The organism is Conexibacter arvalis (assembly GCF_014199525.1).
Lineage (GTDB): Bacteria > Actinomycetota > Thermoleophilia > Solirubrobacterales > Solirubrobacteraceae > Conexibacter > Conexibacter arvalis.
The window spans coordinates 800,892-820,923 of the sequence record NZ_JACHNU010000001.1; the positions used below are offsets into that span (position 1 = coordinate 800,892).

General features: G+C 74.5%; 19 protein-coding genes. 2 read left to right on the forward strand and 17 right to left on the reverse strand.

Going from position 1 to position 20,032, the window contains the following annotated elements; all coding sequences use genetic code 11:
- Positions 1–9: 9 nt before the first annotated feature.
- From BDZ31_RS03790 to BDZ31_RS03830, 9 genes are all read right to left on the reverse strand, one after another.
- On the reverse strand, positions 10–456 hold the full coding sequence (locus tag BDZ31_RS03790; RefSeq protein WP_183339144.1) for an NUDIX hydrolase: 447 nt from the start codon (positions 454–456) through the stop codon (positions 10–12).
- A complete protein-coding gene (locus tag BDZ31_RS03795) occupies positions 446–1,141 on the reverse strand; it encodes a cyclic nucleotide-binding domain-containing protein (protein WP_183339146.1) in 696 nt (231 codons plus the stop codon). Before BDZ31_RS03795 ends, BDZ31_RS03790 begins: the two co-directional genes overlap by 11 nt.
- A gap of 122 nt (positions 1,142–1,263) precedes the next feature.
- Positions 1,264–2,721 carry a DUF4349 domain-containing protein gene (locus BDZ31_RS03800; protein ID WP_183339148.1) on the reverse strand — a complete coding sequence of 486 codons (1,458 nt, stop codon included), beginning with the start codon at positions 2,719–2,721 and terminating at the stop codon, positions 1,264–1,266.
- Positions 2,708–3,229 (reverse strand): RNA polymerase sigma factor, encoded by a 522-nt coding sequence (locus BDZ31_RS03805; protein WP_183339150.1) that lies wholly within the window; start codon positions 3,227–3,229, stop codon positions 2,708–2,710. The genes BDZ31_RS03800 and BDZ31_RS03805 overlap by 14 nt, the downstream gene beginning before the upstream one ends.
- Before the next feature lie 53 nt (positions 3,230–3,282).
- On the reverse strand, positions 3,283–4,011 hold the full coding sequence (locus BDZ31_RS03810) for a glycerophosphodiester phosphodiesterase (protein WP_183339152.1): 729 nt from the start codon (positions 4,009–4,011) through the stop codon (positions 3,283–3,285).
- Entirely contained in the window at positions 3,999–4,784 is a 786-nt protein-coding gene (locus BDZ31_RS03815) for an Fpg/Nei family DNA glycosylase (RefSeq protein WP_183339154.1), read from the reverse strand. The genes BDZ31_RS03810 and BDZ31_RS03815 overlap by 13 nt, the downstream gene beginning before the upstream one ends.
- A gap of 60 nt (positions 4,785–4,844) precedes the next feature.
- A complete protein-coding gene (locus tag BDZ31_RS03820; RefSeq protein ID WP_183339156.1) occupies positions 4,845–5,801 on the reverse strand; it encodes a 1-phosphofructokinase family hexose kinase in 957 nt (318 codons plus the stop codon).
- 116 nt (positions 5,802–5,917) lie between these two features.
- On the reverse strand, positions 5,918–6,343 hold the full coding sequence (locus BDZ31_RS03825; RefSeq protein WP_183339158.1) for a cupin domain-containing protein: 426 nt from the start codon (positions 6,341–6,343) through the stop codon (positions 5,918–5,920).
- A gap of 52 nt (positions 6,344–6,395) precedes the next feature.
- Positions 6,396–10,940, reverse strand: a complete 4,545-nt coding sequence (locus BDZ31_RS03830) for a DEAD/DEAH box helicase (RefSeq protein WP_183339160.1) — start codon at positions 10,938–10,940, stop codon at positions 6,396–6,398.
- Positions 10,941–11,049: 109 nt separating this feature from the next.
- On the opposite strand from BDZ31_RS03830, the gene BDZ31_RS03835 reads away from it, so the two are divergent.
- Together BDZ31_RS03835 and BDZ31_RS03840 are read left to right on the forward strand one after the other, a co-directional pair.
- Positions 11,050–11,319, forward strand: coding sequence for a ribbon-helix-helix domain-containing protein (locus BDZ31_RS03835; RefSeq protein ID WP_183339162.1), 270 nt, complete (start codon positions 11,050–11,052; stop codon positions 11,317–11,319).
- A complete protein-coding gene (locus tag BDZ31_RS03840; RefSeq protein WP_183339164.1) occupies positions 11,319–11,756 on the forward strand; it encodes a type II toxin-antitoxin system VapC family toxin in 438 nt (145 codons plus the stop codon). The genes BDZ31_RS03835 and BDZ31_RS03840 overlap by 1 nt, the downstream gene beginning before the upstream one ends.
- 7 nt (positions 11,757–11,763) lie before the next feature.
- On the opposite strand, the gene BDZ31_RS03845 is transcribed toward BDZ31_RS03840, so the two are convergent.
- From BDZ31_RS03845 to BDZ31_RS03880, 8 genes are all read right to left on the reverse strand, one after another.
- The gene (locus tag BDZ31_RS03845) at positions 11,764–12,465 is read right to left on the reverse strand and encodes a uracil-DNA glycosylase family protein (protein WP_183339165.1); all 702 of its coding nucleotides are present in this window, start codon (positions 12,463–12,465) and stop codon (positions 11,764–11,766) included.
- A gap of 64 nt (positions 12,466–12,529) precedes the next feature.
- Entirely contained in the window at positions 12,530–13,192 is a 663-nt protein-coding gene (locus BDZ31_RS03850; protein ID WP_183339167.1) for a TetR/AcrR family transcriptional regulator, read from the reverse strand.
- Positions 13,193–13,269: 77 nt separating this feature from the next.
- Entirely contained in the window at positions 13,270–14,262 is a 993-nt protein-coding gene (gene rfbB / locus BDZ31_RS03855) for a dTDP-glucose 4,6-dehydratase (protein WP_183339169.1), read from the reverse strand.
- Positions 14,259–15,128, reverse strand: coding sequence for a dTDP-4-dehydrorhamnose reductase (gene rfbD / locus BDZ31_RS03860; RefSeq protein WP_221242800.1), 870 nt, complete (start codon positions 15,126–15,128; stop codon positions 14,259–14,261). Before rfbD ends, rfbB begins: the two co-directional genes overlap by 4 nt.
- Positions 15,129–15,192: 64 nt before the next feature.
- Positions 15,193–16,260, reverse strand: coding sequence for a glucose-1-phosphate thymidylyltransferase (locus tag BDZ31_RS03865; protein ID WP_183340977.1), 1,068 nt, complete (start codon positions 16,258–16,260; stop codon positions 15,193–15,195).
- Positions 16,261–16,325: 65 nt separating this feature from the next.
- Positions 16,326–16,799 carry a pyridoxamine 5'-phosphate oxidase family protein gene (locus BDZ31_RS03870; protein WP_183339171.1) on the reverse strand — a complete coding sequence of 158 codons (474 nt, stop codon included), beginning with the start codon at positions 16,797–16,799 and terminating at the stop codon, positions 16,326–16,328.
- Between the two features lie 57 nt (positions 16,800–16,856).
- The gene (locus BDZ31_RS03875) at positions 16,857–18,920 is read right to left on the reverse strand and encodes a helix-turn-helix transcriptional regulator (protein ID WP_183339173.1); all 2,064 of its coding nucleotides are present in this window, start codon (positions 18,918–18,920) and stop codon (positions 16,857–16,859) included.
- 105 nt (positions 18,921–19,025) lie between these two features.
- Positions 19,026–20,012, reverse strand: a complete 987-nt coding sequence (locus BDZ31_RS03880) for an HD domain-containing protein (RefSeq protein ID WP_183339175.1) — start codon at positions 20,010–20,012, stop codon at positions 19,026–19,028.
- Positions 20,013–20,032: the final 20 nt, after the last annotated feature.

A 20,032-nucleotide genomic window follows, 5' to 3' on the forward strand; every position in this document is an offset into this window, starting at 1 on the left:
GACACCACCCTATCGTTCCCGCGAGATCGCCGACAGTGCGCGCTGCACCATCTCGCGCTCGCCTCTGTAGCTGAGCGCTCTGGCCGCCTCCGCGAGCGGCATCCAGCGCGCCTCCTCGACCTCGTCGTCGTGATCCTCCAGCGCGCCCGAGCGGTAGTCGAACAGGAAGAAGCGGACCATCTTGAAGATCCGCTGGCCGTCGCGCTGGTAGAAGTAGCGCACGTCGCCGAGCTTCTCGACGAGGTCGGCGTCGACGCCGGCCTCCTCGCGCACCTCGCGCCGCGCCGCCTGCTCGGCCGTCTCGCCCGGGTCGACGTGGCCCTTCGGCAGGCCGAGCACTCTCTGCCCCTGGGCGCCGCGCCGCGTCGGGACGATCACGATCACCTCGCCGTCGCGCACGACGACGCCGCCCGCCGACAGCTCGCGCGCGTCGTCGCGCCGGCCGTCAGTAGACATACCGCTCGAGCGCCGAGGGATCGTGGACGGTCAGCTTGCCGCGGCCCTGCTCGATCACGCCGGCCCGCTCCAGCACGGCGAGGAAGCGGCTGGCCGACTCGCGCGAGGAGCCGGCGAGCTTCGCGATGTCGGCCTGGGTCGCGCTGACGAGCACGTCGCGCTCGCCGGCGCCCTCGTCCTGCGCCTCCTTCACGAGCTGCATCACGACGTTCGCGACGCGGCTCTGGACCGTCTGGAACGACTGGCTGGCGATCCGCTCGTTGGCGGCGCGCAGGCGGCGGCCGAGCGAGATCACGAGCTTGACGGCGATGTCGGGGTGCTCGCGCATCAGCCGGCGCATGTCGGAGCCAAGGATCGCGATCGCCTCGACGCCGTCGAGCGTCTCGATCGTCGCCGAGCGGCGCTCGTCCTCGAACATCGCCAGCTCGCCGAAGATGTCGCCGGGCCCGAAGTTCGCGAGCGTGATCGTGCGGCCGTCGGCATGCTCGCGGATCACCCGCACATGCCCGCGCTTCAGCACGTAGCAGGTGTCGCTCGCATCGCCCTCGCGAAAGATCACGCGGCCCGGCTCGTAGCGGCGCGGCACGGCGACCTCCGCCACGCGCGACAGCTCCTCCGGGCCGAGCGCCTCGAACGTGGGCACCCGCGCAAGCAGCGCGACGGTGTCCTCGGTGCTCGTTGCCACGCAAGGTATGTATCAGAACGGCGACGAGGCGAGCGCCCGCCCGGACGCCGATTCCCACGTTTCGGGGGGTTTGCGCGGGAAGGCCCACGCAAACCCTCCCGTCGTGGCGCGAGCGGCCCTCCTCAGACCGCGTCGAGCGCCTGCTCGCGGCGTCGCCGGCGCAGCGCGCGCGCAAGCGGCCATGCGCAGGCGGCGAGCAGCGCCAGCGGCACCAGCGCGGCCGCCGCGATCACCGCGACGCCCGCGGTGACGGCGAGCAGCCGGCCGGCGTCGTCGAAGGCGGCGCCGGGGGTGAAGGCGCCGTCGTCGTGCTCGGAGGCGCGCTCGTCGGTCCGGACGGTCAGCGTGACGCGGCTGAAGTCGACGCGCCGGTCGAGCGCCCGCTGGTCGCGCTCCCAGGCGGCGATGCGCCGGTCGAGCGTCTGCAGCTCGCCGCTCAGGCGGTCGATCTCCTCCTGGTCGGTCGCCGCTCTGAGCGCGTTCGCGGTCGCCGTGCGGCGGGCCTCGGCGGCCGACAGCCGGCGCCGGATCGTGACGTGCGCCTGGTTGACGTCGAGCGCCTCGTCGGTGCGCGACAGCGCGCGCGCATCGGGCAGGTCGGAGAGCTGCGCCAGCGCGCGCTGCAGCCGGTCGGCCGGGATCCGCAGGTCGAAGCGCGCCTCCCCGCCGTCCTCGCGGGTCGCGACGGTCGAGGCGTCGACGATCCCGCCGTTGCGGGCGACGACGCCGAGCACGCCCTGCGCGACGTCGCCGAGGCGGTCGGCCGGGGCGCCCAACTCGACGCTCGCGGAGCGCTCGATCTTGCGGGCGGCGCCGCTGGCCGGCGGGGCCGACTGGGCCGCGAGCGGCGGCGCGGTCGCTGCACCGGCGCCGCCCGCGCCGCTGGCCGCCTGCATCAGCCCGCGCCGGCGGCCCTGCAACGGCGCCGCCGATTCGCGCTCGAAGCGGAGCGGCGGAGCGGCGCTTTCGAGCGCGGCTCCGCCGTCGGCGTCGCGCGCCGCCGTTCCGCCGTCCGTGTCGCTCGCCGCCCCACCGCTGAGTGCGTCGCTGATCGCCGCGCCGCCGCTGACGGGGCTGTCGCTCGTACCGCCTCCGCCGCCGGTGACGTCGACGGCGACGACGATCGCGACCAGCGCGGCGAGGCCGGTCGCCGTGGCGGCCGGCGCGAACGGGATGCGGGCGAGCAGGCCGCGGCGGCGGGTGCCGCCGCCCGTGCGGCGCGCCGTCGCCGGCGCGCCGCCGTTCGCGGCGCTCGTACCGCTCGCACCGTCCGCGGCGCTCCCGCCGTTCGCGGCGCTAGCACCGTCCACGTTGCTCCCGCCAACCGCGGCGCTCCCGCCGTCCGCAGAACGCAGCGCGGCGAACGCGTCGGCGCGTGCGCCGGCGAATCTCGTCGCCACGCGCGCGTCGAGCGCGGCGCGGAACTCCGGGTCCGATCTGGGGCGCTCGGCGACGAGCGCCGTCGCGAGCCGCGCGAGGTCGGCCTCCTCGGCGCCGACGGGGTTGCCGGCGAGGGCGGCGTCGATCGCGGCCAGCTCGCGCGCGGCGGTGGGATCGGGTGCGCTGCTACGACGGCGCATGGCAGGCCTTCCTCAGCTTCGTCATGGTGCGGTGCAGGAGCGTGCCGGCGTTCGTCTCGCTGACGCCGAGGACGGAGGCGATCTCGGCGTTGGAGAGGCCGGCGTGGAACTTGAGCGCGACCAGCTCGCGCTCGCGCGGGGCGAGCCGTTCGAGCGCGGCGCGGACCGTCGTGCGCGCGAGCGCGTGGTCGGCGGCATCGTCGACCGCCGTCGCCTCGGCGTCGCGCGGATCGGCCGCGAGCGCGGCGTGGCGTCTGCGCCTGCGCAGCTCGTCGAGCGCGGCGTTGCGCGCGATCCCGAACAGCCAGGCGCGCTCGTCGCCGCGCCGGCGGTCGAACGAGCGCCGACGGCGGTAGGCGCGCTCGAACGCGAGCGCCGTCACGTCCTCCGCGGCCGCGGCGTCTCGCAGCAGCGTCGCGACGTATCCGTAGACGTCGTCGCGGCTGGAGCGGTAGAGCGCCTCGAAGCGCTCCCAGCTGGTGTCCACGGCCGTCGGCGTGGCGGTCATGGTGGCGTTCACACCGACACTACGCGCCAGCCGGCGCGCTCGTCACAGGAATCTCAGGCGAACAGCCGCGGGTCGTTCGTGATGACGCCGGTGACGCCCATCGCCGCCAGCGCGCGGATGCGCGCGGCGTCGTCGACGGTCCAGACGTAGCACTCGCCTCCGGCCGCGGCGATCGTCGCGACGAGGCGCGGCGTCACCAGCCGCCAGTGGACCATCAGCGCGTCGCAGCGGCCGGCGCGCAGGGCGGCCGCGGCGCGCGCCGGCAGGGCGCTGCGCATCAGCTGCAGGACCGCGAACGCCGGCAGCTTGTACAGCGCCGAGGTGGTGTAGTCGCGGCGGGCGCGCGGCACCGACCAGCCGAGCCGCAGCCGCGGCTCGTAGGCGCGGACGCGGGCGAGGCTCTCCAGATGGGTCGAGGAGATCAGCGTCCGCTCGACGAGGTCGTGGGCGCGGAGCGCGTCGACGACGCGCAGCTCGTAGCCGGGGAGCTTCAGGTCGACGTCGAGCTCGATCCCGTCGAACGGCTGGGCGGCGAGGTGGGCGAGCCCGTCGCCGAGGCCGAGCGGCGGCTCGCCGCCGCGCAGGTCGCCGTAGTCGTGCGCCAGCAGCAGCCGGCCGCGGGCGACGTCCGGCCGGCCGTCGGCGCCGAGGTCGGGCAGCACGTCGAACTCGATCATGTCGACGCCGGCGGCGAGCGCGGCGTCGAAGCTCGCGAGCGTGTTGCCGGGCGCGATCAGGTCGGCGCCCTTGTGGCCGATCCGCTTGACCGTCATCGCTGGCATCCCGGGCACCAGTAGGTGATGCGGTTGTCGTCGCCCTGGCCGCGGGCGCGGATCGTCTCGCCGCAGCGCGGGCACGGCATGCCGGCGCGCTTGTAGACGCGCCGGTCGTCGCGCTCGGAGGGGAAGCCGTCGACGCGTGCGGCGGCGAGCATCCGCGGGCGGGCGTGCTCGACGATCGCGACCGCCTCCTCGTCGCGCACGTCGCGCACCGGCCGCCACGGGTCGACCGCCGCGCCCCAGCAGCCCTCGGTCTTCCAGATGTTCCCGATCCCGGCGACGTTGCGCTGGTCGAGCAGCGCGTCGCCGATCGTGCGCGACTGGTCGTCGGCGCGCAGCCGGCGCAGGAAGCGCTCCGGCGCGAAGTCGTCGGCGAGCAGGTCAGGGCCGAGCGCGCGCAGGCGCTGGTCGAAGCGCGTCCGCGAATCGGTCATCAGCTCCAGCACCGGCCCGTCGAACTCGACCACCTCCACCTCGCCGGCGCGCACGACCAGCCACGCCCGTCGCGGCGACTTGCGCCAGCGGGCGCCGGGCGGGTAGACGGCCCAGGCGCCGTTCATGCGCAGGTGGGAGTGCAGCGTCAGGCCGCCTTCGAAGCGCAGGAAGAGGTGCTTGCCATAGGGGTCGACGCGCGTGACGCGCCGCCCCGCCAGCCGCTGCGGCCAGCGGTCGGGCGCGTGGCGCGGCTGTGGCGTGCGGATCTCGTCCGGCACGTTGCCCTCCAGCACCGGGCGGATGCGTCGCGCGGCGCGGAGGATCGTGTCGCCCTCGGGCATCCCACACAGGGTACGAAGCCCGGCCAGCCGCCGGTGAAGGAGCTGTGAGCGCGGCGGCCGTCAGGCGCTGGTGACGACCGCCTGCGCGGCGAGCGCGCGGGCGCGGCGCGGGTCGAGCTTGCCGGCGCCGGCGCGCTCCGCGTTCGCGGCCGCGGCGCCGAGCGCCAGCGGCAGCGTCTCCGGCCAGCGCGGCTCGCCGTCGCCCTCGGCGTCGAGCGCGACGAGCAGGCCGCCGAGGAACGAGTCGCCGGAGCCGTTCGGGAACGGGCCGCGCGCGTCGACCGAGCCGCGCCACAGCGAGCCGCTCGGGTCGACGAGGTAGGCGCCGTCCTCGCCGGCGGTGACGATCGTCGCCGGCGCGCCGAGCCCGAGCGCCTCGCGTCGCGCCGACAGCAGGTCGTGCAGCGCGAGCGCCGCGGAGCGGGGCTGGTCGTGGCCGGTCGCGCCGTGGGCCTCGTTCGCGTTCGCCTTCACGAGGTCGGGCGCGGCGCCGAGCGCGGCGGTGAGCGCCGCGCCCGACTGGCCGACGGCGACGCGCGCGCCGGTCTCGCGGGCCCGCTCGACGAGGTCGGCCGAGGCGCTCGCCGGGACGCCGGGCGGCAGCGAGCCCGAGACCGACGCCCAGCGGGCGTCGGTGACCGCCGAGACGCGCTCGGCGAAGCGCTCCCACGCGGCGGGGTCGGTCGACTCGCCGCGCTCGTAGAACTCGGTCGGCCTGCCGCTCTCGGGATCGGCGGCCGACAGCGACGTGCGCGTCTCCCCGGTCGTCCAGACGACGTCGGCGCGGATCGCGTTGTCGAGCAGCTCGTCGGCGATCCAGCGCCCGGCGTGGCCGGCGAGCAGCGCGATCGCGCGCACGTCGCCGCCGAGCGTCGCGGCGGCGCGTGCGACGTTGAGGCCCTTGCCGCCGGCCGTCGCGACCAGCTCGGCGGGACGGTGGATCGCCCCGGCGCGGACCTGGTCGGCGACGAGGAAGAAGCGGTCGATCGAGGGGTTGGGCGCGAGCGCGGCGATCATCTGGGCAGTCCTTCGCGAGCGGAGCGGTGCGGTGCGGCGGCGGCCACGATAGCGCTGCGGCGGTCGTCGCCCGCGTCCGCCTCGTGAACGGGCCGGCCGGTCGGGTGTGCCCGGGCTCAGCCGCGCTCGACCGGCACGTCGTCGGGCAGCGGCGTCTCCTGCGGCGGCGCGCTGTGGGTCGCGTCCCATGCCGTCCAGGCGATCCCGTCGCGGCCGAGGTGCTCGCCCGCGGCGCCGAGCGCCAGCAGCACGAGCCGCTGCGGGCGCTTGTTGACGAGCTGGCGTCTCACGCCCGGGGCGACGCGCACCAGCTCCCCGACGCCGAGCCGGTGCTCGCCGTCGACGAGGGTCAGCGCCAGCTCGCCCTCGAGCACGAGGAAGACCTCCTCCTGGCGCTCGTGGGCGTGGATCCGCCCCCGCTGCCCCGGCTGGAGGGTGATCAGGTTGATGCCGAACGAGGTGACGCCGAGCTGTCTGCGCAGCGGCTGGAACCGCTCGCCGCCGCCCGGGTCGAGTCTGCCGAACGCGATGCCGTGCTCCATGCGGTCGATGCTACCCCTGGCGGGGTGGCGGCCGGCGGCGCGCGACGGCTGGCTAGGCGCTGAGCGTCAGCCGGCGCGGGCCGGCGCTGAAGCCGACCTCCGCGAGCATCGCCTCCCAGCGCGTGCCCATCACCGGCTCGCCGTCGACCTTCTCCAGCGCGATCCGTCTGACGCGTCCGGCCCGGGTGTGGTCGGCGAGCGCCAGCAGCGCCGGCATGAGCCGCGCGTCCTCGGCGTCGACCAGCGTCTGCAGCGCCTTGCCGCCGCGCTCCAGGTAGAGGATTGGCGCCCCGCCGGCGAGCACGACCGTCGCGCCGGGCGTCCGCGACGGGCGGCGCGTCTCGCCGTCGCGCTTGGGCCACGGCAGCGCGGCGCCGAACGGCTGCGCCGGATCGGTCGCGGCGAGCACGAGCGGCGGCGCCTCCTCCGGCGCTCTCTGCGCCCGCAGCCGCTCGACCGCGCCGGGCAGCGCGAACTGGGCGCCGCCGAGCCCCTCGACGAAGTAGCCGCGCCGCGCGACGCCGAGCGTCTCCAGCTGCGACAGCTCGCTGTAGATCCCCGAGAAGCCGCCGACGACGCCCTCGGCCAGCACCAGCTCGCGCGTGAGGATCCCGTAGCGCTCCAGCAGCAGCTCGGCGAGCGCCCGCCGTCGCGCCGAGGGGTCGTCGGGCTGGCCGGGCGCCGGCGCGAACAGCGGCGCCGTCAGCGACCACCGTCCCTGCACCTCGGCGCGACCGGCGCCGCGGCGGGAGGAGAAGCGGCGGCCGGCGCGCATCGACGCCCGTCTCTGCGCCCGCGCCAACGTCAGCCGCGGCGCGCGCAGCGGCGCGAAGGCGTCGTTGGTGACCTCGCCGGCCCAGGCGAGGTCCCACAGCGCCTCCTGGATCTGCTCGGGCGGGAACGAGAGGTCGACGAGCAGGTCGGTGAAGAAGCACGAGCCCTGCGCCAGCCGCTCGCGGACCGCGGCGTGCTCGGGCAGGTCGAGCGCCGGCGCTCTCCCCGCGAGCGGCGGCGGTCCGATCAGCGGCGTGTCGTCGCGGAAGTAGAGCGCGACCTTGCCGTCCCTGCGGCCGAGCGCGCCGGCGCCGACCCAGACCAGCTCGCCGCTCGCGCACAGCTGGTCGATCCACGTCGCCGAATAGGCGCCGACGCGGCGTGGCAGCACCTCCGTCTCCCACGTCGACGGCGTCAGCGCCAGCCCCTGAAGGGGGACGAGCTGCTCGCGCAGCCGGTCGACGCCGGCGCCGCCGGGCGGATGGCGGTCGACGCCCTGCCAGCCGGGCAGGAAGGTCGCGAACGCGCGCTGGTCGGCCGGCTCGATCTCTCTGCGCAGCACCGCCAGCGAGGCGCGCCGCAGCCGCCGCAGGACGTCGGCGTCGCACCATTCGCGCGTGCCGGAGATCCCGCCGGGCCGCAGCTCGCCCTGGACCAGCTCGCCGTCGCGCTCCAGCGCTCTCAGCGCGATCTCGACCCCGCCCACGCCGAGCCCGAAGCGCACGCGCGGCTCGTCGGTCGTGAACGGCCCGTGCGTCTGGGCGTAGCGGCGCAGCAGCCGCACGAGCGCGTCGGGGACGTCGGCGAGGAAGGCTTCCGGCAGGCCGCCGGGCGGGACGACGCCGAGCGCGTCGCGGTACATGCCGGCGTCGGCGGCGTCGATCCAGCGCTGCTCGCCGCCGACGCGCACGAGCACGGCGCGGCGCTCCCGCTCCAGCTCGGCGAGCCACGCCGCCGCGACCGCGACGGCCTCGCCGGCCGCGTCGCCGCCGGGCGCGTCCTCGCTCGCGCCGCGCCCGCCAGGCGCGACCCGCTGCGCCGCCTCCGCGCTTGTCAGATCGCCCACTCGCCGCAGCACGTCGTGCAGCTCGTCCTTCGTCGTCGCGCGGGTCCGCTCGGAGCGATGCTGGAGGTCGTCCTCGACCTGGTCGAGCGCGTCGGCGTCGATCAGGTCGCGCAGCTCCTCCTGGCCGAGCAGCTCGCGCAGCAGGTCGCGGTCGAGCGACAGCGCCGCCGCGCGCCGCTCGGCGTTGGGCGTGTCGCCCTCGTACATGTAGGTCGCGACGTAGTCGAACAGCAGCGAGGAGGCGAACGGCGAGGCGGTCGCCGTCTCGACCTCGACGATGCTCAGCTCGCGCCGCTGCAGCTGGGTCAGCAGCTCCCGCAGGCCCGGCAGGTCGAGCACGTCGCGCAGGCACTCGCGGTAGGTCTCGAGGATGATCGGGAACTCGCCGTAGCGCTTCGCGACCTCCAGCAGGTTCTGCGACTTCAGCCGCTGCTGCCACAGCGGCGTGCGCTTGCCGGGGTAGGCGCGCGGGATCAGCAGCGCGCGGCCGGCGTTCTCGCGGAAGCGCGCGCCGAACAGCGCGCTCGACGACAGCTCGGCGACGACCGCGTCCTCCAGGGCGTCCGGCTCGATCAGCGCGAACTCTGCGCCCGGCGGCTCGTCGGCGTCGGGGAGGTGGACGATGATCCCGTCGTCGGACCAGATCGCGTCGGCCTCCAGCCCCAGCTCGTCGCGGATCTTCGCGCTCAGCGCCAGGCCCCAGGCGGCGTGGATGCGCCCGCCGTACGGGGACAGCACGCACAGCCGCCAGTCGCCGATCTCGTCGCGGAAGCGCTCGACGACGATCGTGCGGTCCGACGGGATCACGCGCGTCGCCTCCTGCTGCTCGCGCAGGAAGTCGAGCAGGTTCCTCGCCGCTCTCGGGTCGAGGTCGTATCTCCCCGACAGCTCCTCGACCGGCCGGTCGACCGCCCAGCGGCTGAAGGCCCCGATCGCCTCGCCCAGCTCCTTCGGCCGTCCGACGCCGTCGCCGCGCCAGAAGGGGACGGCGCCCGGCGCGCCCGGGGCGGGGGTGACGATCACGCGGTCGCGGCCGATCTCCTCGATCCGCCACGACGAGGCGCCGAGCAGGAAGACCTGGCCGGGCCGCGCCTCGTAGACCATCTCCTCGTCGAGCTCGCCGACGCGGCGCCCGTCGGGCAGCGTGACCATGAAGAGGCCGCGGTCGGGGATCGTGCCGGCGTTCGTGACGGCGAGCTGGCGGGCGCCTCTGCGCGGCCGCACGACGCCGGCGATCCGGTCCCAGACGATCCGCGGCCGCAGCTCGGCGAACTCGGAGGACGGATAGCGCCCGTCGAGCATGTCGAGGACGTTCTCCAGCTGCGCGCGGCTCAGCTCGGCGTAGGAGTGAGTGCGCGTGACGCGGGCGTGCAGCTCGTCGACGTGCAGCTCCTCCTCGCCGGCCGCCATCGCGACGATCTGCTGCGCGAGCACGTCGAGCGGGTTGCGCGGCACGACCGTCGGCTCGATCGCGCCGTCGCGCATCCGCTTGGCGACGACCGCGCACTCCAGCAGGTCGGCGCGGAACTTCGGGAAGATGCGGCCCTTGCTGGTGTCCCCGACGTTGTGGCCGGCGCGCCCGATCCGCTGCAGGCCGGCGGCGACCGACTTCGGCGACTCGACCTGCAGCACGAGGTCGACGGCGCCCATGTCGATCCCCAGCTCCAGCGAGGAGGTCGCGACGATGCAGGGGATCTCGCCGGCCTTCAGCTGCTCCTCGACGACCAGCCGCTCCTCGCGCGCGAGCGAGCCGTGGTGGGCGCGGGCGATCTCCAGCACCGGCCGCTGCGCGTCCGCGCCCTCGGCGCCCTCGCCGTCCGGCGGCTCGTTGGCCAGCTCGTTCAGCCGCAGCGCCAGCCGCTCGGCCGAGCGGCGGTTGTTGACGAAGATGATCGTCGAGCGGTGGTCCTGGACCAGTCTCAGCAGCTCGGGGTAGATCGCCGGCCAGATCGAGCGCCGCGTCGCCTCGCCGCCTCTCAACGGATCGAGCGGGTCGACGTTCGGGTCCTGCTCGGGCTCGACCATCGACTCGACCGGCACGTGGATCTGCAGGTCGAGCGGCTTGCGCACGCCGGTGTCGACGATCCGGCATCTGCGCTTCGGGCCGACCATGAAGCGGCCGACCTCCTCCAGCGGGTTCTGCGTCGCCGACAGCCCGATCCGCTGCACCCCTGCGCGCCCCTCCGACTCGCCGACGAGCGCGTCGAGCCGCTCCAGCGTCAGCGCGAGGTGGGCGCCGCGCTTGGTCCCGGCGACGGCGTGGATCTCGTCGACGATCGCCCACTCGGCGCCGGTCAGGATCTCGCGCGCTCTGCTCGTCAGCATCAGGTAGAGCGACTCGGGCGTCGTGATCAGCACGTCCGGCGGGTTGCGCAGCATCTGCTGGCGCTCTCTCTGCGGCGTGTCGCCGGTGCGGATCGCGACCGTGATCTCGCCGTCGGGCGCGATCCCCTTCAGCGGCGCCCGCAGGTTGCGCTCGATGTCGTAGGAGAGCGCCTTCAGCGGCGAGACGTAGACCAGCCGCGTCCGTCTCTCGCCATCCGGCAGCGGCGTCGCAGCGAGCCGGTCGAGCGCCCACAGGAAGGCCGCGAGCGTCTTGCCCGACCCGGTCGGCGCCGATATCAGCACGTGCTCGCCGGTCGCGATCGCCGGCCACGCCTGCTGCTGCGCCTCCGTCGGCGCCGCGAACGCGCGCACGAACCACTCCCGCGAGCGCGGCGTGAAGGAGTCGAGGGCGGCGGCGGGCGATCTCGGCATGCGGCTCGTCTACGAGCCTAGCGCCACGCGCGAGCGGATGCGAACGTCTGTTCGGACAATATGTGTATGTTCTTTGTGATCCTGCGCATATACGGGTATCGTCTCTCGTATGAGCACGTTGAGCCGGCGGACGCAGATCCTCCTGGACGAGGAGCGGTACGCGCGCCTCGAGCAGGCGGCGCAGGCGAGCGGAAGATCGGTCGCGGCGGTCATCCGCGACGCGATCGACGCCAAGCTGGCGCGCGACGAGACGGCCGGCCGCCGGCGAGAGGCCGTCGACTGGCTGCTGGCGCAGCCGGCGCCGCTCGACCCCGAGCCCGAATGGGCCGTCCTCAAGGCCGAGATGCTCGACGGCTTCGGCGCATCGCCCGCCGCCTGATGGCGAAGGCGCTGCTCGACACGAACGTCTTCGTCTACGCGATGGGCGGGCCGTCGCCCTATCGCGAGCCGTGCCGCAGGATCATGGAACTGCTGGCGACCGGCGCGATCGAAGGGGAGGTCAGCGTCGACCTCGTCCAGGAGTTCCTCCACCAGCGCCTCCGCCGCACCGGCGATCGCGTCGCCGCGGCGGCCGCGGCGCGCCACGTCTCCTACCTGGTCGCGTTGCACGACGTCACCGGCACCGAGTTCCTCCGCGCGCTCGCGCTGTTCGAGCGGCACGAGCAGCTCGGCGCGCGCGACGCGATGTTCGCTGCGATCGCGCTCAACCGCGGACTCGACGCGATCGTCACCGCCGATCGCGGCTTCGAAGGGATCGCCGGCCTGCGCCGCGTCGACCCGCTCGACGAGGCGGCGGTCGCCTCGATCTGCGGGTAGGCGCCCCTTACGGCGCTCCCATCCCCGCCAGCTCGCGCGCTCGCAGGAAGACGGCGTCGATCATCGGCTCGGTGAGGCGGCCGGTGAAGGTGTTCTGTTGGCTGGGGTGGTAGCAGCCGACCAGCGCGAAGCGCTCGCCGAGCAGCTCGGCGCCGTGGCCGAATCTCGGCCTTGGTCGCGGCGCCGGGTCGCCGAGCGCGGCGCGCAGGCGCAGGGCGGCGTCCCACGCGAAGCTGCCGAGGCAGACGATCGTGTCGACGTCGCGCAGCAGCCTCAGCTCGCGCTCGGCATACGGAAAGCAGGTGTCGCGCTCGGCCGGCGACGGCTTGTTGGCCGGCGGGGCGCAGCGGACGGCGGCGAGCACGTAGGCGCCGCGCAGCTCCAGCCCGTCGTCGAGCGCGATCGACGTCGGCTGGTTGGCGAGGCCGCAGCGCCACATCGAGGCGAACAGCCAGTCGCCCGAGCGGTCGCCGGTGAAGATGCGGCCGGTGCGGTTGGCGCCGTGGGCGGCCGGCGCGAGGCCGAGCACGAGGATCCGCGCGTCCGGGTCGCCGAAGCCCGGCGCGGGGCGGCCCCAGTACTCCTGATCGGCGAAGGCGGCCCGCTTCACGCGCGCCACCTCCTCGCGCCACGCGACCAGCCGCGGGCATCTGCGGCAGTCGACGATCTCGGCGGTCAACGCCGCGAGGCCGACGCGGTCGCCGCTCACCTGGCGGCTCCGCGGGCGATGCTCCGCGCGTGGGCGGGTGCGGCGACGATCACGGGCGGCCGCCTCAAACGGGCGGCTGGCGCTCGCCGAGCAGCCCGATCGCGAGCCGCTCGATCACCGGCTCGAGGTCGAGCGGGTGCGCCGGCTGGCCGAGCCGGACCTGGCGCGAGGCGAGCTCGACGATCGCGCCGACGATCGCGAACGAGTCGTCCGGCGAGGCGAACCGGGGGAAGCCGGACTGGCGCGCCATCCGCTCGTTCTCGCGGTCGACGACGCGCGCGAAGCGCTCGAGGATCTCGTCGCGTCTGCGCGCCGCCGCGGGCCCGGCGCCGATGATCTCGACCAGCAGCGTCTGCGCCTCGTTGGGGAACTCGACCAGCGCCTGCAGGAAGGCGCGCATCCCCTCGCGCCAGCGCTCCAGCGGATCGTCGCCGGCCGCCGTCGCCGCGCGCACGATGCGCCCGATCAGCACCTCGTAGGCGTAGTCGAAGAGGGCGATGATGCACTCCTCCTTGTTGGCGAAGTGCTCGTAGAAGGTCGCCTTCGACATGCCGGCCGCGCGGCTGATCGACTCCGCGCTCGCGTCGGCGTAGCCGGTCTCCGCGAAGACGGCCGCGGCCGCCTCGAACAGCCGCTCACGCTGAAGGCCGAGCCGCACCTCGAGCGGCGGGGCATGGCGTCCGCGCGGAACGGCGGTGCGCGGGGTGGTGCGGTCGGAGCTGGCCATCGCGGGGGATCGAGAGGAGTCTAACTCCGCCGCGCAACCGCCGCCGGCCCGCGCGAAGCGGCGACGTGCCAGGCCGCTCAGCCGAGCGCGCGGCCGTACTGGCGCTCGTAGTACTCGCGGTAGTCGCCGGAGCGGATCGGCTCCCACCACCACGTGTTCTCGCGGTACCAGTCGACCGTTCTGCGCAGCCCCTCGTCGAACTGCACCTGGGCCTCCCAGCCGAGCGCGCGCAGCTTCTCGGAGGCGAGCGAGTAGCGGCGGTCGTGGCCGGGGCGGTCGGTGACGTACTCGATCAGCGACTCGTCGTTGCCGGTCGCCGCGACGATCCGCTTGACGACCTCGATGTTCGGGCACTCGTCGGGCCCGCCGACGTTGTAGACCTCGCCGGCTCTGCCCTGCTCCAGCGCATGGCCGATGCCGCGGCCGAAGTCGGTCACGTACAGCCAGTTGCGGACCTGCATGCCGTCGCCGTAGACCGGCAGCTTGTCGCCGTGCAGCGCGTTCAGCACCATCAGCGGGATCAGCTTCTCCGGGTACTGGTACGGCCCGTAGTTGTTGGAGCCGCGGCAGATCAGCGTCTCCAGCCCGAAGGTGTGGAAGTAGCTGAGCACGAGCAGGTCGGCGCCGGTCTTCGTCGCGCTGTAGGGGGAGGAGGGCTGCAGCGGCGACTCCTCGGTGAAGGAGCCCTGCTCGATCGAGCCGTAGACCTCGTCGGTCGACACCTGCAGGAAGCGGACCCCGGCCTTGCGCGCGGCCTCCAGCAGCACGTAGGTGCCCTGGCCGTTGGTGACGACGAAGGCGTCGGGCTCGGCGATCGAGCGGTCGACGTGGGTCTCGGCGGCGAAGTTGACGACGGCGTCGACGCCCTCGATCGCGTCGGCGACGGCCTCCGGGTCCTCGATCGCGCCGTGGACGAAGCGCACGTCGTCGATCACGTCGTGGAGGTTCTCGCGCCGCCCGGCGTAGGTCAGCTTGTCGAGCACGACGACCTCGTCGCCGTGCTCCTTGACGCGGATGCGGACGAAGTTGGAGCCGATGAAGCCGGCCCCGCCGCAGACGAGCAGCTTCATGCAGTCACCTTTCGTGCGTGGAGGAAGTCGGAGAGGCCCTCCTGCCATCGCGGCAGGCGGGGCGCGTCGTCGCGCTCGCTGACGAGCGCGCTGAAGGCGGGACGGGGCGCGGGCCGCGGCATCTCGGCGGTCGTGCACGGCAGCACGCGGCAGGCGACGTCGGCCTGGCGGAAGATCTCGGTCGCGAAGGCGTTCCACGAGCACGGCTCGCCGCCGCCGGCGACGTGCACGATGCCCTCGGCGGCGCGCGCCTCGCCAGCCGCGAGCGACACCAGCGCCGGCGCGAGGTGGGCGGTCGCGGTCGGGAAGCCGACCTGGTCGGTCACGACGGAGAGCTCGTCGCGCTCCGCCGCCAGCCGCAGCATCGTCGCGGCGAAGTTGGCGCCGCCGACGCCGAACAGCCACGACGTGCGGACGATCGCGTGCGAGCCGCCGGCGGCCGCGACGGCCTGCTCGCCCTCCAGCTTCGTCGCGCCGTAGACGCTGCGCGGGCCGGTCGCGTCGGACTCGACGTACGGCGCGGCGTCGGCCGGCCGGTCGCCGTCGAAGACGTAGTCGGTCGAGACGTGGACGAGCCGCGCCCCCGCGTCGGCCGCGGCGCGCGCGAGCACGCCGGGCGCGGTCGCGTTGACGGCGCGCGCGCCGTCTGGATCGGCCTCGGCGCCGTCGACGTCGGTCCACGCGGCGCAGTTGACGACCGCGTCGGCCCGGGCCCGCGCGAGCGCCGCCGCGACGGCGTCCGCGTCGGTCACGTCGAGCTCGGCGCGCGGCAGCGCGACCGGCTCCAGGCCGGCGGCGCGGGCGGCGCGCACGACGTCCTGCCCGAGCATCCCGCCCGCCCCCGTCACGAGGACGCGCGAGCTCACGTGGTCACCGCGAGCGGGAAGGCGAGCGTTCCCAGTGGAAGCCGAGGCCGCAGGCCGAGCGCTTTCACGGGATCCCGATCTCCGAGTTGTCGCCGACCATGAAGCGGTGCGCGCGCGGCTGGCGCGCGTCGCGGTGGATCTTCACGTTGCGCCCGAGCAGCGACGACTCCATGCGGCCGTCGAGGTTGCGCACCGAGGAGCCGGCGAGCAGGATCGAGTGCTCGACCTCGGCGTTCTGGACCTCGCAGCCGGCGTCGATCGCCGTGTACGGCCCGACGTAGCAGTCGGTCAGCCTCGTCCCGGCGCCGATCACCGCCGGACCGCGGACGGTCGCGCGGATCAGGGTCGCGCCGGCCTCGACGATCACGCGGCCGTCGACGGTCGAGTCGATCAGCTCGCCCTCGATGTGCGGCTCGATCGCGTCGAGGATCAGGCGGTTGGCCTCGAGCATGTCGTCGAGCCGGCCGGTGTCCTTCCACCAGCCGCGGACGACGTGCGGCTCGACGCGGCGGCCGCTGTCGACGAGGTGCTGGATCGCGTCGGTGATCTCCAGCTCGCCCCGTCTCGACGGTCTGATCGCGCGCGCGGCGTCGTGGATGCCGGGCGTGAACATGTAGACGCCGACGAGCGCGAGGTCGGTCGCCGGCTCCTTCGGCTTCTCGACCAGGCGGGTCACCGACCCGTCGCCGTTCAGCTCCGCCACGCCGTAGTTCTCGGGATCGTCGACCGGGGTCAGCAGGATCAGCGCGTCCGGCTCGTTGGAGCGGAACGCGTCGACGAGGTCGAGCATGCCGCCCTGCAGCAGGTTGTCGCCGAGGTACATGACGAACGGCGCGTCGCCGAGGAACGGCTCGGCCGTCAGCACCGCGTGCGCCAGGCCGAGCGGCTCGTCCTGGAGGATGTAGGTGATCTCGACGCCGAACTGCGACCCGTCGCCGGCGACCTCCCGGATCTCCTCGCCGGTCTCCGGCGCGATGATGATCCCGATCTCGCGGATGCCGGCGGCGGCCATCGCCTCGATGCCGTAGAAGAGCACGGGCTTGTTGGCGACCGGCACGAGCTGCTTGGCGCTCGTGTGCGTGATCGGCCGCAGCCGGGTGCCCTTGCCCCCGGACAGGATGAGCCCTCGCAGATCCTTCATACGCTCGGGGAGGGTAACGGTCCCGCTGCGCCGATGTTTCGCCGATCCGGGCGCGGTCAGTAGACGCCGCCGAGCTTGCGGTGGTCCCAGGTGACCGGCGCGGACTCGGCGACGAACTGCATCGCGACCCGCTTCGGCGCCTGCGTGCGGACCATCTGCTCGACCTCCGGCGCCAGGGCGGTTCCGGCGCCGCCGCCGTAGCGGGCGAACAGCTCGAGACCGAAGGCGGTGACGGTCTCGACGTCGCGGTGGATCCGCGCCCGCGCCTTCACCATCACGCCGCGCAGCTGCTCGTAGCTCTCGCCTGCCTCGACCTGGAGCGTGACGCGGTCGTCGCGCTCCAGGTTCCTCACCTTCTGCGATCTCGCGTAGGTCCAGGCCCAGATCTCGCCGTCGCGCACCGTGTACCAGAGCGGCATCAGGTGCGGCCAGCCGTCTCTGCCCACGGTCGCCAGGACGACGGTGCGCTGCTCGTCGAGGAAGGCGGCCAGCTCCTCCTCGCTCATGCGGATCAGGTCGCGTCGGCTCATGGCCGGCGAGCGTAATGCACGCGGGTCGCGCGACGGCTCCGGTCGCCGGCGCCGCGCTCAGGCGTGGGCGAGGCGCGCGGCGGCGGCGCGGACGGCGTCGCGCGCGTCCTCGGGCTCGAGCACGGCGGCGTCGCCGGCCTCCTTGAGCACCTCGCGCACGAGCCAGTCGATCCCCTTGAAGCCGAACTCGACGACGATCGCGCCGTCGGCCAGCTCCTCGACGACCGAGCGCTCCTCGCGCAGCCAGCGGGCGCGCTCGGGGGAGATCCAGACGCGCGCCCGGCGCGACGCCTCGACCTCGCCGGTTCGCGGCCAGCCCTCGACGTCGCGCGACGGGTCGACCTCCGGCCGCGGCTCGAACCGCTCCCGTTCGATCGTCGCCTGCTTGATGCGGTCGAGGCGGAAGTGACGCACGCCGGCTCTCGCCGGGTCGTAGGCGGCGACGTACCAGCCCTCGCGGCCGTTGATCAGCGCGTACGGCTCGACCGTCCGCTCGGAGAAGACGTCCTCGTTCTCCTTGTAGTACTCGATCCTCAGCAGCCGGCGCTCGTGGACGGCGGTCGAGACGGTGCGGGCGATCTCGTGGTCGTCGCCGGCGCTGGCGACCTGCAGGCCCTCCCTGATCGGGTCCTCGCCGAGCGCGGCGACGACCTTCTCGCGCACGCTCGCCAGCGACCCCTCCGGGATGTAGTCGCCGATCAGGTCGATCGCCGCGATCAGCGCCTTCGCCTCGACCGGCAGCAGCCGCGCGGGCCGCGCGAACGAGTCGCCGTAGGCCTCCGGGTCGGCCATGATCGTGCCGTCGTCGAGGACCTCGGCGTAGAGCACGTAGGAGCCCGCGCCGAAGTTGACGACGTTGAGCACGCCGATGTCCTCCTGCAGCTCCTGCTCGCTGATCTGCAGCCGCTCGCAGACCTCGGCGGCGGGGATCCGCTCGCCGGCGTGGCCGGCGGTGATCAGGATCGAGGCGAGCGTGACCAGGCGCGCGAACCGCTCGGGGCGGATCGCGGCGGCGTCGCGGCGGCCGTTGCCGCTCCCGCCGCCGTTGCTCTCCGCGCTCCGCTCGTTCGCGGCCGGCGGCGCCACCTCGGGGCCGTCGGTGTGGCGCTCGACCAGCAGCGCGAGGCGGTCGTCGAGCTCTCTCACCAGCTCGGGCGGGCCGAGCAGGCGGGCGTGCTCGCCGAGGCCGAGCACCCACGCGACGAGCTGGCGGGCGTCGGCGTACGCGGTCGCGAAGACGCGGTCGTCGGCCTCGCCCTCGTGCGGCGCGGCCGGCCGCAGCTCGCCGTGGCGGCCGAAGTGGCGCTCGATCTGCCAGGCGATGCGGCCGGCGATCAGCACCTCGGCGGTCCCGATCGGGTCGCCGAACTGCCACTGGATGCGGTTGGCGTAGACGCGCGGGTCGAAGTCGGCGGGGCGCTGGAAGTCGTGCTCGGCCTTCGAGGCGTAGGCGACCTTGCCGCGGATGCGCGAGAGGCGGAAGACGCGGATCGCGTCGCGCTCGTGCGAGCGGCCGACGAGGTAGAACTGCCCGCCCTGGAACAGCAGCTGGTAGGGGTCGACCCTGCGCGTGCCGAGCTCGCCGCGCTGCATCGTGAAGTAGTCGAAGACGATCGTCTTGCGGCGGAAGATCGCGGTCTCGATCTTCGCCAGCCGCTGCGACAGGTCGTGGCCGCCGGCCGAGGCGGTGATGCCGAGCGCGATCGAGCGCTGCTCGGGCGCGTCGAGCGGGCTCGGCTGGCCCCACGAGATCTGCTGCAGCGCCAGCCGCAGCGGCTCGGCGTAGGCGAACTCGCCGTCGAGCAGGCTGAGCGCGGTGTGGAGGCCGGCCAGCTCCTCGTTGGTGAACTCGATCGCCGGCAGGTGGAAGTTCTCCGGCGGCAGCGAGTAGTTCTCCTGCTCGGCGAGGCCCTCGACCGGCTTGTCGACCGACAGCTGGATGCCGAGCGCCTCCAGCTCGGAGCGGTCGGCGTAGAAGCGACGCGCGAAGGCGTCCTCGTTCATCGCGCTGTAGCCCTCGACGTCGCGCCGGATCTCGGGCGCGGTGACGGGCCGCCGCTCCGCCATCAGGTAGCTGATGAGCGACAGCTGGCGGATCAGCTTCTCGGTGTCCTTCGCCATGTGGTCGCGACACTGTAGTCAGCGGGGCTTTGCCGCCTTTCGGTGTAGCAGGACATCGCCCGCTATTTGCGGACTTTTGTGCCGGCCCGCGGGGGCCGCGAGCGGTCAGGCCGGCGCCGCGGGGCCGTCGCTCGCGCCAGCTTCGCCGCGGGCCGGGAACCAGGCGCCGCCGCCGATCGCCTTGTCGTACGGCGACCAGGCGGCGCCGGGGGCGAGGGCGCGCTCGAGCCGGTCGAAGCTGCCGAGCCGTCCTCCAAGGTTGTCGACCATGTGCACGAGCGTCGCCTCGCGCGTCGCCGGGACGACCGGGCTGCCGTGCGCGAGCGATCCGTGGTGGCTCAGGACGACGTGCAGGAGCGCGCGGGCGAGCAGCGGCGGAAAGCCGCCGATCTCCTCGATCAGCCGGCGGACGCGGAAGTAGCCGAGCGCGATCTCGCCCTGCAGGCGGCCGTCGTCGGTCAGCTCGATCGCGGCGCCGTCGGCGGCGTAGGCGTCGAGCTTGCCGATGTCGTGGACGAGCGCGCCGGTGACGGCGAGGTCGCGGTCGATCCCGGGGAAGGTCTCGGCGAGCGCGCTGACGCCCCGCGCGACCGCCAGCGTGTGCTCGAGCAGGCCGTGGCGGTAAGCCTCGTGGTAGTGCTTGGCCGCCGGCGCGTCGCGGAAGGCCGGCCACGTCGCGCTGGCCGGTCCGAGCAGCGCGTCGAGCAGGGCGCGCAGATGGTGCTCGCGGACGGTCGCGACCAGCGCGCGCAGGTCGGCCTCCAGCTCGGCGACCGGCCGCTCCGGGCCGGGCTCGAGCTGCGCCGGGTCGATCTCCTCCTCGCGCGGCGCGCGCCAGCCGGTCAGCTCCAGCTGCGCGCCGTAGCGCGGGTGGAGCGCCCCGCTGCCGGCGACGCGGACGGCCGCGCCCGGCGCGAACAGCGCCTCGTCCTGCTCGCTCGGCTCCCGCACGACGGCGGCGACGGTCCCGCTGCGGTCGGCGAGCCGGAGGCGCAGCAGCGGGCGGCCGTCGCGCGCGGTGCGCGGCTCGGCCGCGCGCACCAGCAGCGTCCCCTCCCACTCCTCGCCGTCGGTCAGCTCGCGCAGCAGCACGGCGCCGACGATAGAGCGGT